This window comes from Pseudoalteromonas sp. APM04 (assembly GCF_022809815.1).
Taxonomy (GTDB): Bacteria; Pseudomonadota; Gammaproteobacteria; order Enterobacterales; family Alteromonadaceae; genus Pseudoalteromonas; species Pseudoalteromonas marina.
In genome coordinates, this window is record NZ_CP094441.1 from 3,001,183 (window position 1) to 3,014,662 (window position 13,480).

The 13,480-nt window shown below is 39.1% G+C and carries 14 protein-coding genes; 10 read left to right on the forward strand and 4 right to left on the reverse strand.

Annotated elements, in window-relative coordinates:
• Positions 1-338: 338 nt before the first annotated feature.
• Together ampE and ampD are read right to left on the reverse strand one after the other, a co-directional pair.
• Positions 339-1,190, reverse strand: a complete 852-nt coding sequence (gene ampE, locus MTP24_RS13865; RefSeq protein ID WP_243531715.1) for a beta-lactamase regulator AmpE — start codon at positions 1,188-1,190, stop codon at positions 339-341.
• Between the two features lie 13 nt (positions 1,191-1,203).
• The gene (gene ampD / locus MTP24_RS13870; protein ID WP_243533726.1) at positions 1,204-1,758 is read right to left on the reverse strand and encodes a 1,6-anhydro-N-acetylmuramyl-L-alanine amidase AmpD; all 555 of its coding nucleotides are present in this window, start codon (positions 1,756-1,758) and stop codon (positions 1,204-1,206) included.
• A 216-nt stretch (positions 1,759-1,974) separates the two neighbouring features.
• Between ampD and nadC the strand changes: the two genes are divergently transcribed.
• From nadC to yacG, 7 genes are all read left to right on the forward strand, one after another.
• Positions 1,975-2,820, forward strand: coding sequence for a carboxylating nicotinate-nucleotide diphosphorylase (gene nadC / locus MTP24_RS13875; RefSeq protein ID WP_243531718.1), 846 nt, complete (start codon positions 1,975-1,977; stop codon positions 2,818-2,820).
• A gap of 527 nt (positions 2,821-3,347) precedes the next feature.
• Positions 3,348-3,764 (forward strand): prepilin-type N-terminal cleavage/methylation domain-containing protein, encoded by a 417-nt coding sequence (locus MTP24_RS13885; RefSeq protein ID WP_279388985.1) that lies wholly within the window; start codon positions 3,348-3,350, stop codon positions 3,762-3,764.
• A 68-nt stretch (positions 3,765-3,832) separates the two neighbouring features.
• Complete coding sequence (locus tag MTP24_RS13890) at positions 3,833-5,062, forward strand: type II secretion system F family protein (protein WP_243531720.1); 1,230 nt, start codon at positions 3,833-3,835, stop codon at positions 5,060-5,062.
• A gap of 147 nt (positions 5,063-5,209) precedes the next feature.
• A complete protein-coding gene (locus MTP24_RS13895) occupies positions 5,210-6,103 on the forward strand; it encodes an A24 family peptidase (protein ID WP_243531722.1) in 894 nt (297 codons plus the stop codon).
• 17 nt (positions 6,104-6,120) lie between these two features.
• Positions 6,121-6,753, forward strand: coding sequence for a dephospho-CoA kinase (gene coaE / locus MTP24_RS13900; RefSeq protein WP_203985175.1), 633 nt, complete (start codon positions 6,121-6,123; stop codon positions 6,751-6,753).
• 132 nt (positions 6,754-6,885) lie between these two features.
• On the forward strand, positions 6,886-8,562 hold the full coding sequence (pilB, locus tag MTP24_RS13905) for a type IV-A pilus assembly ATPase PilB (RefSeq protein WP_243531725.1): 1,677 nt from the start codon (positions 6,886-6,888) through the stop codon (positions 8,560-8,562).
• 67 nt (positions 8,563-8,629) lie between these two features.
• A complete protein-coding gene (yacG, locus tag MTP24_RS13910; protein WP_006794561.1) occupies positions 8,630-8,860 on the forward strand; it encodes a DNA gyrase inhibitor YacG in 231 nt (76 codons plus the stop codon).
• Positions 8,861-8,941: 81 nt separating this feature from the next.
• On the opposite strand, the gene MTP24_RS13915 is transcribed toward yacG, so the two are convergent.
• Positions 8,942-9,433: a Spy/CpxP family protein refolding chaperone gene (locus MTP24_RS13915; protein ID WP_203985191.1), complete on the reverse strand. Its 492-nt coding sequence runs from the start codon at positions 9,431-9,433 to the stop codon at positions 8,942-8,944.
• A 183-nt stretch (positions 9,434-9,616) separates the two neighbouring features.
• On the opposite strand from MTP24_RS13915, the gene MTP24_RS13920 reads away from it, so the two are divergent.
• Genes MTP24_RS13920 through MTP24_RS13930 form a run of 3 tightly spaced genes read left to right on the forward strand, consistent with a single transcriptional unit; the run spans position 9,617 to position 12,650 of the window.
• Positions 9,617-10,306, forward strand: a complete 690-nt coding sequence (locus MTP24_RS13920; RefSeq protein WP_203985199.1) for a response regulator — start codon at positions 9,617-9,619, stop codon at positions 10,304-10,306.
• Entirely contained in the window at positions 10,284-11,699 is a 1,416-nt protein-coding gene (locus MTP24_RS13925) for an ATP-binding protein (protein ID WP_203985207.1), read from the forward strand. The genes MTP24_RS13920 and MTP24_RS13925 overlap by 23 nt, the downstream gene beginning before the upstream one ends.
• 3 nt (positions 11,700-11,702) lie before the next feature.
• A complete protein-coding gene (locus MTP24_RS13930) occupies positions 11,703-12,650 on the forward strand; it encodes an alpha/beta hydrolase (protein ID WP_243531729.1) in 948 nt (315 codons plus the stop codon).
• Here the strand turns inward: MTP24_RS13930 and MTP24_RS13935 are convergent.
• The gene (locus tag MTP24_RS13935; RefSeq protein WP_243533731.1) at positions 12,610-13,476 is read right to left on the reverse strand and encodes a cation diffusion facilitator family transporter; all 867 of its coding nucleotides are present in this window, start codon (positions 13,474-13,476) and stop codon (positions 12,610-12,612) included. The two genes, MTP24_RS13930 and MTP24_RS13935, sit on opposite strands and share 41 nt — an antisense overlap.
• Positions 13,477-13,480: the final 4 nt, after the last annotated feature.

Genomic DNA, 13,480 nt, shown 5'->3' on the forward strand with positions numbered 1-13,480 from the left:
AAAGTTATAAGATTTACCCAAAAGGTAAATTGGTCATACCAAGAATTTGCAATACGTTATCAAAAACCCATATAGCTGTCAATTTACAGGTTACTTGTACGGGAATATTAGCGTAACGCATTTTTAACGAAGATCAAACAATACACAATATAGCTTAGTTTTGAGAGGCTAGTAAGCTGGTCATTCAAATGGTCTGACCAGATAGATTTAGAGTTTTAACTCTATTTTAAAGGAGGGGCTAATCGCTATGTTTAAATAGAAAAGGTAACCAAAAAGCAAAGCTCTTGGGCATCAATAAGTGCTTTGCTTTTAAATTGGCTGTAAAAATAAATAAGGTGTTAAGACAAACCACCAAACAGGGTAAGTAATGCAATTAAAACTAAATAAAAGAGCACATTACGCTTAACTAATTTAATCATACACGTTGCCTCGTAAGTACAACCATAATAACGCTTTTCTACTTGCTCTGCTGCAAGCGCAGTATAGGTGACGACCTTTCGGTTAGGGCTTGAAAAATCAAGCGCGTAGTGTAACCAGCAGCTAGTGCCTTTATTAAAGTTACCAATCACTAAATAACCAAAACTCGCTATACGTGCGGGTAACCAATCTAACCAAAACAGTAATTTATGTATTAACTTAAAATGTTTAGCAAATATTACTTTGTGGTTGTCTCGTACTAAATCAGCAAAGGTACGTACAAGGGCATATAAAACAGCACCCGGCGCACCTAAAACAACAAACCAAAAAATAACTGCACAGTAAAACCTAAAATTTACCCAAGCAAGTGTTTGCCCAAAGGTTTCACCGCCTTTTTGATCTTCAGTACGTTTTTGCCCCATTTGCAATGCATATAAAGACGCCGCGGTACCATCATCGCGTGTAAGTGCGTTTAAATACGCTTTATATAAAGCACGTTGCTTTGCACAACCAAAGCAAACAAGTAAAACAGCAATATTAATGGCCAACTCCCACAAAACAAATTCCGACAAGTTGTAAATACACGCCATAGCTACTACAGGTAAAAATAGCCAAATTAAAAAACCAATTGCCGAACTAAATAAACCGTTACTGGCAAGTAAGCGGTTGGAGCGTTTTAAATAGCCATTAGCGTAATAGCTTATTTGCCAATAGTTAGCTCGCGCCCCTAAACGCTCTAAAATTAACGCTAAAATAATAGAAACTAAAATCATGATAGTGACTCTCTCAGCTTGGTTGCTCAAGCATATTTAAAAATAATGGCCAGTTAAAACTACTGCCGGGGTCTGTTTTGCGACCGGGTGCAATATCGCAGTGCCCCACAATACGCGAAGAGGTAATTTTGGGATAGCGCTGCATTATAGATTTACTTAAATTACATAACGAGGCGTACTGAGCGTGAGTATAAGCAGCTGTATCGGTGCCTTCAAGCTCAATACCAATACTGTAATTATTGCACGCAGTTTGTCCTTCATATTCAGATACGCCGGCATGCCAAGCACGCTTGTTAAATGGCACGTATTGAATAACCTCACCAGTGCGTTTTATAAAGCAATGAGCTGATACGCGCAGCCCTTTTAAATCACTAAAACTTGTATGGGCATTGCAATCAATACACCCCATAAATAAATCATCTACAAAGGGTGTGCCAAACTGCCCTGCGGGGAGTGAAATATTATGAATGACCAACAAGGTAATATCTGTGTGTTCTGGGCGCTCATCATAGTGCGTGCATGCGCGCTGTTGCGCCGCTAATAACACTCCATTTAAATCTATTGTCATCACATTTATACCAAACCATTCATAACCTTGATGCTAAAGGATTTATAAAAATAATGATAGTAACCAAGCCTCATCTAGGTAGGTAGGGAATTATAAGCTGCTTATATTTTAGTATTAAAGCTCTCAGCTATGATCTAATAATTAAAAGCGCTTCTATTCATTATTTAAACATAGTAAAATTTTCTTTAATTTATTAATGCTTATGAGCTTTTAGCCATGTCTATTTCGCACACTTTACTTAGTCAACTTGTTACCCTTGCGCTCGACGAAGACTTAAACTACCAAACCGCAGCCGATGGAGATATTACCGCTCAGCTTATCCCACAAAACGAGCAAGCAAGTGCCAAAGTGATAACCCGTGAAGAATGCATATTTTGTGGTAAAGACATCATTATTGAAGTATTCAAGCAAGTAGACCCAACAGTACAAGTGTCAGTACTGGTAAACGATGGTGACGTTGTCACTGCCAATAGCACCCTATTCACAGCAAAAGGGTCCGCCCGCGCAATTTTAACCGCAGAGCGCACCGCACTTAACTTTGTACAAACGCTTTCTGGCACAGCAACAACCACAGCGCATTATGTAAAAAAGCTTAGCGGCACTAGCACACAGCTACTCGATACCCGCAAAACAATTCCAGGACTAAGAGCCTTACAAAAATATGCAGTAAAATGCGGCGGCGGAGCAAACCATCGCATTGGGTTGTTTGATGCGTTTTTAATAAAAGAAAACCACATAGCAGCCTGCGGAGGTATTGAAAAAGCCGTTGCTCAGGCAAAACTAAACCACCCGAGCAAACCAGTTGAAGTTGAGGTTGAATCGCTGCAAGAGCTAAAACAAGCCATAGACGCTGGCGCCGATATAATCATGCTTGATAACTTTAGCGTTGAACAAATTAAGCAAGCAGTAATCTTAACTAACAAGCGCACTAAATTAGAAGTGTCTGGCAATATGACGCTAGAAACACTTAAAACGTATTCACAAGCGGGTGTAGACTTTATATCTAGCGGCGCATTAACAAAAAACTTACAATCAATCGATTTATCGATGCGTTTTGAATGATGCATAGCCAAAGTAATAATTTAGTTCTACATTTAATAAATGCTAAAGCGTTGACAAGTTAAAATAAAAGTAATTTAATAGTTAAAAATAACTAATTGTAACAATTTGTTAAATTAATTAGCTGTTTTAGGAAAAGTAGCGTGCTAACAACTAAAATAAAATGAAACACTTGTACTGCTTTATTATAAAAGCTCATCATAAATAATTAGATGCTTGATTTTTAGTTAATCCTAACAAGCAATCCAAGTTACTTATGACTACACTTTTTATTAGCTGCTGGTAGCAATTATTTGTATCCAGCCTATAAGCAGCCAGTTAAGTATAAAACATAATGAATTCACACCTAGCTTTTGTTTTCATACCCTAAAGCTAAAGTGCATATATAGCGCGGATTATCTCATTCAAACCGGAGATAGCGCAAAAAGTTTATTTTAAGCAAAACTGTAAAGTAAATCAGTTAAATTAAGCTCGGCATAATGCCAATTAAGTGATTTAACTTACACAATCTATCCTTTAGGAGAGGAAACATGAAAACAATGACTCAAAAACAACAGGGTTTCACCCTAATTGAATTAATGATTGTAGTAGCAATCATCGGTATTCTTGCAGCGGTAGCATTGCCTGCATATCAAAATTACACCAAAAAAGCATATTTTTCAGAGGTAATTTTAGCAACTGCGCCTTATAAAGCTGGTGTTCAAACTTGCATATTAACTAATGCAATCGCTGACTGTGATACTGGTTCTAATGGTATACCTGCAACTACAGCAACAAAAGTTGTAGCATCTGTTTCAGTTACTGACGGCGTAATACTAGTAACACCTAAAGCAGTGAATGGTGTTTTAGCAACAGATACATATACATTAACGCCTGTAGGGGCTACAAATGCAGGGGATCAGATAACTAGCTGGACTGAAACCTGTGCTAATGGTATCTACTGTTAAAATACAGGCACTTAACCTTAGAAGGCTGCTGTATTGCAGCCTTTCTTATTTAATCATAGAAGTTACCTATGAAAAAAAAGAATGAAATTAAAAAAGGAAAAGACACTTTCGAGTGGGTTGGCGTAAGTGTCAGAGGCAAACGCCTTGAAGGCGAATTAACCGAAACCAGTATCGCGTTAGTAAAGGCGCAACTTCGCAAACAAGGTATCACACCCTCTAAAGTAAAACGCAAAGCCAAACCTCTATTTGGCGCACGAATACAAAAAATCACACCGAAAGATATTGCCTTAGTTACGCGTCAAATTGCCACTATGCTGATGGCAGGGGTACCGCTTATACAAGCTATTGAAATGATAGGTTCTGGCTCTACCAATAAAAGCGTTGCTAAGTTAATGGAGACTATTGGCGATGAAGTAAAAGCAGGTCAGCCTTTATCACAAGCACTTAGAAAGTACCCTCGTTATTTTGACGACTTATATTGCGACTTAGTGGCGTCGGGCGAGCAATCGGGCGCTCTTGATAAAATATTTGATCGTGTTGCTTTATATAAAGAAAAATCAGAAGCGTTAAAATCAAAAATAAAAAAAGCCATGTTTTACCCTATTGCAGTTTTAGTAGTAGCGCTTATCGTTACCTCTATTTTGCTAATATTTGTAGTACCACAGTTTCAAGATATATTTGCAGGCTTTGGCGCTGAACTTCCCGCATTCACTTTGTTTGTAATTGCTATATCCGAATTTATGCAAGAGTATTGGTGGGTTGCACTAATTATAATAGTTGGTAGTGGTTGGATTTATAAAGAGGCACTCCTAAAAAGTTTAAAGCTCAGAGATGCAACCGACAGAGCCATACTAAAACTGCCAGTTATTGGCATGATTTTAAATAAAGCAGCAGTCGCTCGCTATGCACGAACGCTTTCGACCACGTTTGCTGCAGGCGTACCATTGGTTGATGCACTTGACTCTGCAGCAGGTGCCTCCGGTAACGCAGTGTACCGTTACGCTATTTTAGATATTAAAGCCGAGGTAAGCTCGGGTAATCAAATGAACTGGGCTATGCGTAACTCCAAAATATTCCCTGATATGGTAATCCAAATGGTGGCCATTGGTGAAGAGTCTGGCTCACTCGATGGCATGCTGGCAAAAGTAGCGACTATTTACGAGCAAGAGGTTGACGATGCGGTTGATGGCCTTTCTAGCTTACTAGAGCCCCTTATTATGACGGTACTTGGTGTGCTTGTGGGTGGATTGATTATTGCTATGTACTTGCCAATTTTCCAGCTAGGCTCTGTCATTTAATTAATAAAAATTTATAGGAACTAAAGAGAGCCTTGTTTTATGAGGTTGGTGGTTTAGTCTTCTCATTTGCTCTCTTTAACTTCTCTTTGTGATAATTATCTCACTTAATTTTTGCCCTCTAATTTTTAGAAAAGTTTTCAGGTATATATGCAAAGTATTATTGAAGTAATGCAAAGCCAACTGTGGTTTTATTTAATCACTGTTGGCTTAGTTAGTTTATGTGTAGGCAGTTTTTTAAACGTGGTTATTTACCGTTTGCCACTTATGATGCAACGTGAATGGCAAAGCGAGTGTAGGCTATTATTAGATGATGAGCTAAATACTAATATAACTAAACCAAAAAATACCAGCGAGCCTTTTAATCTTGTAAAACCAAATTCTACCTGCCCTAAGTGCAAAACGGCCATTAAGCCTTGGCAAAACATTCCTATTATTAGCTGGTTAATACTTAAGGGTAAATGCGCAAGTTGTAGTAATCCTATCTCTATTCGTTACCCTGCAGTTGAGGCTGTTACGGCTCTATTAAGCTTAGTGGTTGCTTATACCTTTGGCGCAACAGAACAAGCATTATTATACATAGTGATCACATGGGCACTTGTGGCACTGACCTTTATTGATATAGACCACATGTTACTGCCTGACCAGCTAACTTTGCCGCTTGTTTGGCTGGCACTTATTGCCGCTGTTGGCGGAGTTACAATTACACCAAGTGATGCCGTTATGGGTGCCGCTTTTGGTTATTTAAGCTTGTGGAGTGTATTTTGGCTATTTAAGTTATTAACCGGCAAAGAAGGCATGGGCTATGGCGACTTTAAACTGTTAGCTTTATTTGGTACGCTATTGGGTTGGCAGTCGTTACTTACCATAATACTGCTTTCAAGTGTTGTTGGCGCCATTATTGGCATCGCTTTGTTAACTATTCAGGGTAAAGATAAAGCAACGCCCATCCCATTTGGGCCTTACCTAGCAATTGCTGGTTGGATCACGTTACTGTGGGGTAACCAATTGCAAAGCGCGTATTTTAACTTAATTGGTTACTAACTTGAGTGCGCACTAAAATGAGCAAATCTGATATTAAAGCATCGCCTTGGGTACTTGGCTTAACAGGTGGTATAGGCTGTGGCAAAACAGCGGTAAGTAATATGTTTGAGCAGCTGGGTATAACAATAGTTGATGCCGACATTATTGCGCGCCAAGTCGTAAAGCCTAAAAGCGATGGTTTAAATGCCATTGTAAGCAAATTTGGACAAAGTATTTTATTGCGCGAAGGCACACTAAACAGAAGCGCTTTACGTGAACGTATTTTTACTAATAGTGCCGACAAAGAGTGGCTAAATAATTTATTGCATCCACTCATTAGAAACAAAATACATAACGACCTTACTGCCGCAAAAAGTCCATATGTAGTACTTGTAGCACCACTTTTGTTTGAAAACAGCCTAGATAAATTGTGTAATCGAACGCTACTGATTGATATACCTCAAAGTGTACAAATAGAGCGCACGGCTTCGCGTGATAACGTAAGTGTTGAGCAAGTAAAAGCGATTATTGCAGCGCAAATGTCACGCGAAGACAAACAAAAAAAAGCAGATGATATTTTAAATAACGACCGTGCACTTAACGACGTTAACCACGACTTATTAACGCTGCATAAACGTTATCTGCACATGGCACAAATGCAAGCAACTTAAATAGTAAAAACGAGTCAAAACAAACTAATCTCCTATATTAATTAATAAATTTAGCCTAGATTGTGAAGAGTAATGTAATCCCCTTCTTTTTTCTGATAAATTACTCTCTCTGAAGGATTAAAAAGGTGCGCAATGAATATTAACTCACCGTTATTAAGAAAGTTTCTTACGCTTGGGCGTATTGATGCCGATACGGTAAAAGCAAAGCAGCAAGAGTTTGCCTCAACCGCTGAACTGATTTCTAAATGCGGAAAAATAGACAGTAAAGAGTTAGCAGAGCAATGTATTGATTTGTTTCGTGTTCCCTATTTTGATTTAAAAGACTTTGATCCTGCATCTATTCCTGCCGATCTTGTAAAAGAAAAACTGATCCGCAAACACCATATTTTACCGTTGGTACAAAAAGGCCGAAAAGTGTATGTGGCGGCCTCTGATCCAACCGATTACGGCGCCTTCGAAAACTTTGAATTTAGTACCGGCCTTTCATGTGAAATAGTCGTCGTTGATTACATTCAGCTCGATAATAAAATTGAGCAATTGCTAGATGCAACCGGCAGCCTAAATTTAAGCGATGATGAGTTTAAAGAATTTGCCGACCTAGAGACAGAAAGCCAAAAAGAAACCGCCCCACAAGATGACGACAAAGACGATGCCCCAATTATTGTGTACATTAATAAAATTTTAATGGACGCGATAAAAAAAGGCGCATCGGATCTACATTTTGAACCTTACGAGCATAAGTACCGAATTCGTTTTCGTATTGATGGTATTTTGCACGAAGTGGCAAGCCCGCCTAATACATTAGCAACCAAGCTTTCTGCTCGTATTAAAGTAATGTCGCGACTTGATATTGCCGAAAAGCGTAAACCACAAGATGGCCGAATTAAATTAAAAATTACTGAACGAAAAAGTATCGATTTTCGTGTCAGTACTATGCCCACGCTGTGGGGCGAAAAAATAGTAATGCGTATTCTTGATTCATCAAGCGCTATGCTAGGCATTGATGTACTTGGTTACGAAGAAGAGCAGAAAAAGTTATACATGGATGCACTTGGTCAACCACAAGGCATGATACTTGTTACAGGTCCTACCGGGTCAGGTAAAACGGTATCGCTTTATACGGGTTTAAACATATTAAACCAACCTGAGCGAAACATTAGTACCGCTGAGGATCCAGTTGAGATAAATCTTGAAGGGATAAACCAAGTACAAATTAACCCTAAAGCCGACATGACCTTTGCTAATGCACTGCGTGCGTTTTTACGTCAAGATCCCGATGTAGTTATGGTAGGTGAAATACGTGACCTTGAAACCGCAGAAATTTCAATAAAAGCGGCGCAAACAGGTCACTTGGTTTTATCTACATTACATACCAATTCAGCGCCAGAAACCATTACCCGACTATTAAATATGGGCGTACCCGCCTATAACGTAGCCAGCTCAATTAGTTTAATTATTGCACAGCGACTAGCACGTCGTTTATGCCCTAAATGTAAAACGGCAGAACAATTGCCAAGCGAAGAGCTCTCTCGTCAAGGATTTAGTACAGCGCAAATTGAAGATATAACTTTATATGCACCTAAAGGGTGTGATGGCTGTACCGATGGTTACAAAGGCCGTGTAGGTATTTACGAAGTTATGCAAATCACACCAGAAATTGCACAAATAATCATGCGCGGTGGTAACTCACTAGAAATCGCTGAGGTATCATTAAAAGCCGGTTTTAATAATTTGCGCCTATCGGGTTTACGTAAAGCCGCTGATGGTTTAACGTCACTTGCTGAAATAAACCGCGTAACTAATATGTAAAACTATTTAGCGCTTTGCTTGCTTTAAATACAGTAAGCGCTAATGAGTAACCTGTTAAGAGTAAAACATGCCTACTGTTGTAAATTGTCCAACCTGTAAAACAAATGTTGAGTGGTCTGAGCAAAGTCCTCACCGCCCATTTTGTTCTAAGCGTTGCCAACTCATTGATCTGGGTGAGTGGTCGTTTGAAAATAATAAAATTTCAGCGCCAATCACATCGGCTGATCAAATAAACCAAGACATGATTGAAGACATAGAAGCCATGATGGCTAAAAATGAAGATGACTTTTTTAAGTAATGTCATCTAGTTTTTATATAAACAAAAGCCAGCTAAATGCTGGCTTTTTAGTACTCACTTAAAAGTTAACCTTAGGGTCAGTTAGCTTTTTTGCTTACGCTGCTTTTTACTTTTACGCTTTTGAATTTTAGCAAACTTTTCTTTTTGCTCTGCGTTAAGCAACTGCATTACTTGATGCTGCGTTTTTAGCTTAATTAAGGCAAACTCTTCACCTTTACTTTGGCGCTCACTTAAAAGCTCTTTTGCTGCATTTTCGTCAAATGTTGCTGCTGATAGTAGTACGTCCATTTTTGCTTTGTGCGCTTCACGCATTGCTTTACGTGCTTCTTTATCGTCGCCTCGTAAGGCTTTCATTTGTGTTTTTTGTGCTTCAAAAATAGCTTTTAGCTTAGTTTGCTGACCTTGCGTTAAATCAAGTTTTTCGGCGCCGCGTTCAGAAAGCAAAAAACGCGCTGAAGAATGCCCTTGTCGATCATGCATACCGCCTTTAGCTAGTACGCTACCTGCACCAAGTGTGGCTGTTGCTAAGCCACAAATAAGTACTAATTTTGAAAGTGTATTTACTTTAGTCATAATCATCACCTTAACTGTTGGGTTGGTTGTGGTTGGCTGTCGTGTAATTGCCTAGCCAGTGAGTTAACTATAACTAACTCAACGCAAAGTAACGCAAAGCAGTGTAAAGGTTGTGTAAAGATTCACTTTTGAGCAATTAAGGGCGTAAAATAAAGAAATGAAATATTGCCTAAGGGTTTGTAAATGAAACTATTAATGATTGACGACGATACGGGTCTTTGTGAGTTACTAAGCGAATACCTTTCAAGCCAAGGGTTTGAAATACAAAGCGTACACGACGGCGAACAAGGCCTAAAGTTAGCACAGGCAAACGACTACGCATTAATATTGCTTGATGTCATGCTACCTACGCTAGATGGCTTTGAAGTTCTAAAACAACTTAGGCAAACCAAACTCACCCCAGTTATTATGCTTACAGCTAAAGGTGAAGACTTTGATCGTATTTTTGGATTAGAGCTCGGTGCGGATGATTACATACCAAAACCATTTAATCACAGAGAGTTACTTGCCCGCGTAAAAGCGATTACACGTCGTATAGAGCATATAAACAGCTTAAATATCAACACAACTAATAAGCTGCTTGTAAATGGTGTAACTATTAACCTTGCAGCACGAGAAGCCTCTATTGATGAAAATACTCTCACGCTTACTGGCACAGAGTACGAAATACTGGCACTTTTGTGTAAAAACGCCAGCCAAGTTGTTAGTAAAGAGCAAATTAGTGAAGAAGTGCTAGGCAGGCGTTTAGCATCGTTCGACCGCTCTATTGATATGCATGTAAGTAATATCCGAAAAAAAATAGCAGAGCACATTAAAACAGAACGAATTAAAACAATGCGAGGCAGCGGTTATGTTTTCATCCAAGGCGAGTAAATCAGGCGCTTTATCTTGGCTTAAGCACCCTAGGCATTATTTATTTTTTAAAATATTTGTTTGGTTTTGGCTAACCATTATTGGCACCGTTACTGCGCTTGTTTTTTTAAGTAATATCAGTGTACTGAACTTAGTAAGTAATGAACCCTTACATGGCCCGATGGAAAAAAACCTAGCTTATACCGCAAGAAGCATTGAGCGCTCTGCATATAAGCATAAACGTTCGCTTGAGAGTATTCTTTCGCATCCACGCTTATCTAAACGTAAGCTTTTATATTTAAGCGCTGAGCAATCTGATATTTCTTTTACTAATAAAGAAACACCTATAAACATAGACCTAAGCCTTCTTAATTTTACCAAAAACATGCCACCGCAAATTGTTTTCACTGAGCAATATCAAGCCTTTGGGCCAGTTCAATTAACCGTCCCCGAAGGAGTATTTTATTTATATGAAATAGACATAAACAATCAGCCACCTCTGTTTATACGCTTAAAGCTAATGCCCGGCTGGATCAAAGTATCTATTGCAATTATTGCCTCTTTAATTTTGAGCTTTTTGTTTAGTCGTAACTTAATTGCACCAATTAACAGCCTTAAAAAAGCAGCTATAAAACTATCTTCTGGCAATTTAAGCGCACGTGCTGCTATTTCAACTAATAGAAAAGATGAGCTAGGGGTACTTGGTCGAGACTTTAACAGTATGGCAAACCAGCTAGAACTATTAATAAGCTCACAAAAACGCTTGCTTGCTGATATATCCCATGAGTTACGTTCGCCACTTACTCGCTTAAAAATGGCAACAGGCCTTGCACAAATGCAAGCAAATGAAGCAAGTCAGTCTTATTTATTACGAATAGAAAAAGAGGCTAATCAACTCGATCAAATGATTGCTGATGTGCTTCAAGTGTCTCGTTTAGAAGCAAAAAGCCAAACCCTTGCAATGCAAAAGCAATCACTAAACGTTATTGTTGAACATGTTTTAAACGATGCAAAATTTGAAGCAAAACAATATGATAAGCAGTTAACAATAACAGGCGATGCAAGCGTAACCATTAGCTGCGATGAAGCCCTGATTGCCAGCGCGCTTGAAAACCTACTTCGTAATGCCATTAAATATGCAAATAACACAATAAGTATAAAACTATCGCATGGTGATGCCGTGCATATTGAAATATGTGATGATGGCCCAGGCGTTCCAAATAACCAGCTTGATAAGCTATGTGAGCCGTTTTTTAGGCAGTCTGATGCAAGAGATAGAGTCAGTGGTGGAACCGGTTTAGGCTTAGCTATCGCAAAAAATGCAATTACAGCTCATAATGGCACCTTAGTTTTATCGAACAAAGATCAGGGCGGCTTGTGTGCTAATATCACACTGCCAATAATCAAAGAGTAAACCATGTTTTATAGTAGTGAGCGCGAGCTTAAAGGTAACCAATCAGCCATTAATGATTTTTATCAAAACACATTAGTTAAAGCGTATTTAAATACGCCTAATGGGCAGTTATTTTATGCGCATGCCCAGCCAGATAAAGCTCATGTTGCCATAGTTATTAGCTCAGGCAGAATCGAAGGGCTCGATAAATACAAAGAGTTGTTATGGGAGCTTTATACTAATAATTTTGCTGTTTTTATTGTTGACCACCAAGGACAGGGTCGCTCTTACCGCTATTTAAAAAATAAACATAAGGGCTATGTAAATAATTTTGGTGACTACAGTGCCGACCTTAATTTATTTAACACCCAAATAGTCGACACCGTTTGGCAAGGTAAAAAGCTATTAGTGAGCCACTCAATGGGAGGTGCAATTGCATTTGATTATTTGGCAAACTATGAGCATAGTTTTAGCGGTGCGTTTTTATCAGCCCCAATGTTCGATATACACACCAAAGGTATTCCAAAGCCTTTAGCCCGAATAATTGCAAGTAATGCCGTGCGTCTTGGTTTTCAGTTTAGCTATGCCCTTGGGCAAACCGACTACACCCCAGAAGAGTTCCCTTTAAACGTATTAACAAGTTGCGAATTACGCTACAGCCTATTTAGGCAAACATATAATGAGGAGCCTTTGCTACAACTTGGCGGGGTTACTTATGGGTGGCTAAATTCAACCTTTACTTTTTTATCATCAATAGATGAGCTTACTGTTGATATTCCACTTTATATTGCAAGCGCAAAAAACGATGTAGTTGTCGATAATGAAGCGCACTATAGACTAGCTAATAAGTACGCGAATATTACCCTAGAAAGCTTTGCTGACGCCAAGCACGAACTATTCTTTGAATGTGATGAAGTACGCCAGCCAGTGCTTAAGAGTCTGTATAAGTTTTGTGAGTCGGTGACGGCTTAGTTAAAACAGAAAGCGGGTCAAGGTGGATTAGTATATCAACCTCAGATTCAAAACGAGCACCAATCATCGCTTCAACCTCATCAGCCACAGTATGGGCTCGTATTAGACTTAAATGGTCATCAAGCTCTAAATGCATTTGAATAAACTTAATTTTCCCCCCCTGGCGAGTACGGATCCCGTGTACGCCATGCACATCGCTGTGCTCTTTAGCAATATCAAAAATGCTTTGCTTTTCATCGTCTGGGAGTTCTTTATCCATTAAATGATCGGCACTATCTCTTGCAATATCCCAACTGTTATAAAGTAAGTAACCTGCTACCCCTATTGCAAAAATAGGATCGGCATACATCATTCCGTAATAAGATAGAGCAATCGCAATTAAAACAGCAGCGTTTAAAATCAAATCACCTTTGTAATGCACCGAATCTGCTTTTATAGCAATCGACTCGGTATGCTGAATAACCTTAGTTTGTACAAAAACAATGACCAGAGTACATGCAATTGCAAAAGCACTTACCCATACACCTAATAATGAATGTGTAAGCTCTATAGGGTTAAATAAGCGCTCAACACCATGAAATGCCAGTAAACAGCCCGAGCCAGCAATAAACGCAGCTTGCCCAAGCCCTGCTAATGCCTCGGCTTTACCGTGGCCAAACCGATGATCATCATCGGCTGGGCGCAGTGCGTAGCCTAAAACTAAAAAACTCATAAATGTAGCGGTAATGTCCATTAATGAGTCTGTTAAGGAGCCAAGCATTGAAGCAGAGCCTGAAGCAAGCCAGGCCCATGCCTTTGCCCCAATCATTAAACTCACCATTACCATAGTA

Coding starts and splice junctions, on each gene's coding strand:
- pilB (WP_243531725.1), top strand. CDS start 6,886: ATGAATATTAACTCACCGTTATTAAGAAAGTTTCTTACGCTTGGGCGT.
- nadC (WP_243531718.1), top strand. CDS start 1,975: ATGTCTATTTCGCACACTTTACTTAGTCAACTTGTTACCCTTGCGCTC.
- ampE (WP_243531715.1), bottom strand. CDS start 1,190: ATGATTTTAGTTTCTATTATTTTAGCGTTAATTTTAGAGCGTTTAGGG.
- coaE (WP_203985175.1), top strand. CDS start 6,121: ATGAGCAAATCTGATATTAAAGCATCGCCTTGGGTACTTGGCTTAACA.
- MTP24_RS13930 (WP_243531729.1), top strand. CDS start 11,703: ATGTTTTATAGTAGTGAGCGCGAGCTTAAAGGTAACCAATCAGCCATT.
- ampD (WP_243533726.1), bottom strand. CDS start 1,758: ATGACAATAGATTTAAATGGAGTGTTATTAGCGGCGCAACAGCGCGCA.
- MTP24_RS13915 (WP_203985191.1), bottom strand. CDS start 9,433: ATGACTAAAGTAAATACACTTTCAAAATTAGTACTTATTTGTGGCTTA.
- MTP24_RS13925 (WP_203985207.1), top strand. CDS start 10,284: ATGTTTTCATCCAAGGCGAGTAAATCAGGCGCTTTATCTTGGCTTAAG.
- MTP24_RS13885 (WP_279388985.1), top strand. CDS start 3,348: ATGAAAACAATGACTCAAAAACAACAGGGTTTCACCCTAATTGAATTA.
- MTP24_RS13920 (WP_203985199.1), top strand. CDS start 9,617: ATGAAACTATTAATGATTGACGACGATACGGGTCTTTGTGAGTTACTA.
- MTP24_RS13890 (WP_243531720.1), top strand. CDS start 3,833: ATGAAAAAAAAGAATGAAATTAAAAAAGGAAAAGACACTTTCGAGTGG.
- MTP24_RS13935 (WP_243533731.1), bottom strand. CDS start 13,476: ATGGTAATGGTGAGTTTAATGATTGGGGCAAAGGCATGGGCCTGGCTT.
- yacG (WP_006794561.1), top strand. CDS start 8,630: ATGCCTACTGTTGTAAATTGTCCAACCTGTAAAACAAATGTTGAGTGG.
- MTP24_RS13895 (WP_243531722.1), top strand. CDS start 5,210: ATGCAAAGTATTATTGAAGTAATGCAAAGCCAACTGTGGTTTTATTTA.